The sequence below is a fragment of the Mesorhizobium sp. WSM3864 genome, from assembly GCF_002294955.1.
Lineage (GTDB): Bacteria > Pseudomonadota > Alphaproteobacteria > Rhizobiales > Rhizobiaceae > Mesorhizobium.
The window spans coordinates 1-1,052 of record NZ_NSGD01000060.1 but is presented as its reverse complement, the minus strand read 5'-3'; the positions used below and the strand labels follow the sequence as shown (position 1 = coordinate 1,052).

At 61.9% G+C, this 1,052-nt stretch carries 2 protein-coding genes; both read right to left on the bottom strand.

The window, feature by feature from the left end; genetic code table 11:
- Positions 1 to 15 precede the first annotated feature (15 nt).
- Positions 16 to 591, bottom strand: coding sequence for an IS630 family transposase (locus CK215_RS32235; protein ID WP_245418887.1), 576 nt, complete (start codon positions 589 to 591; stop codon positions 16 to 18).
- Positions 531 to 971: a transposase gene (locus tag CK215_RS32230; RefSeq protein ID WP_245418886.1), complete on the bottom strand. Its 441-nt coding sequence runs from the start codon at positions 969 to 971 to the stop codon at positions 531 to 533. Before CK215_RS32230 ends, CK215_RS32235 begins: the two co-directional genes overlap by 61 nt.
- Between the last annotated feature and the right edge of the window lie 81 nt (positions 972 to 1,052).

The following is a 1,052-nucleotide window of genomic DNA, read 5'->3' as shown; positions in this document are numbered from 1 at the left end:
TAAAGCACGTCGCGTTTAATTGGCCTCATATCCGGCAGCTTTGAAGAAGTTTCTGCACTGTAGCGGGTCGAACAGGTCGCATATGTCCTTGAGCGCGCTGCATAACGCGTCGAAGGATCGCGCGGCCTTCTTTCTGAGCAGCGCCTTGAGTTTCGAGAACGCCATTTCGATTGGATTGAGATCGGGCGAGTAGGCCGGCAGCGGCAGCAGCCAGGCACCGCGCTGGCGCACCAGTTCGGCCGCCCGCTCGCTCTTGTGGAAGGCGACATTGTCGAGGATGACGACGTCGCCCGGTTTGAGTTCGGGTGCAAGCTGGGTCTCGACATAGAGTTCGAAACGCGCCTTGTTCATCGGCGCATCGACGATCCAAGGCGCGATCATGGCATGGCATCTCAAGCCGGCGATGAAGGTCTGCGTCTTCCAGCCGCCGAACGGTGCGGCTGTTCGGTACCGTTGGCTCTTGGGCGCCCAGCCGGTTCGCTTGGTCAGCCGTGTGTTGGTCGAGGTCTCGTCAATGAAGACGAGGCGCGTCAAGGCCTTGTCGAAGAACGGTTTGCGCCGCCGCCGCCAATGCTCGCGCGCCTCCCGGATGTCGGGACGCTGGTGCTCGCTCGCCCGGAGTGTCTTTTTTTGTGACTGAGGCCCAGCCGGTGAAGCAGGCGGGCCACGTTCGACCGGTGCACCGTGACGCCGCGCCCGCCCAGTTCCACGCACAGTTCGTCGAGCGTCAGATCGCCATTCTCGGCCATCCGCTGGCGCACGAAATCGGCGTGAGCGGCCAGCTTGCCGCCGCCAGTGCCATGGCCTTGCCGGCGCGGCTCAAGCGAGCCCCTCTCGGCGCGCAGCTTCATCAGATCGTTCACGAACTTCGGCGAGACCCGGAAATGACGCGACGCCTCACGATTGCTGTTGCCCTCATCCACAAACGCCGCAACACGCTTACGCAACGCCATCGGTAACGGCTTGCCCATCGCGGTTCTCCCTTCCACCGCAATGAATCATCAAACCGTAACTCTGGGAATCCCGAATCCTTTAAAGGGCGACGTGCTTTA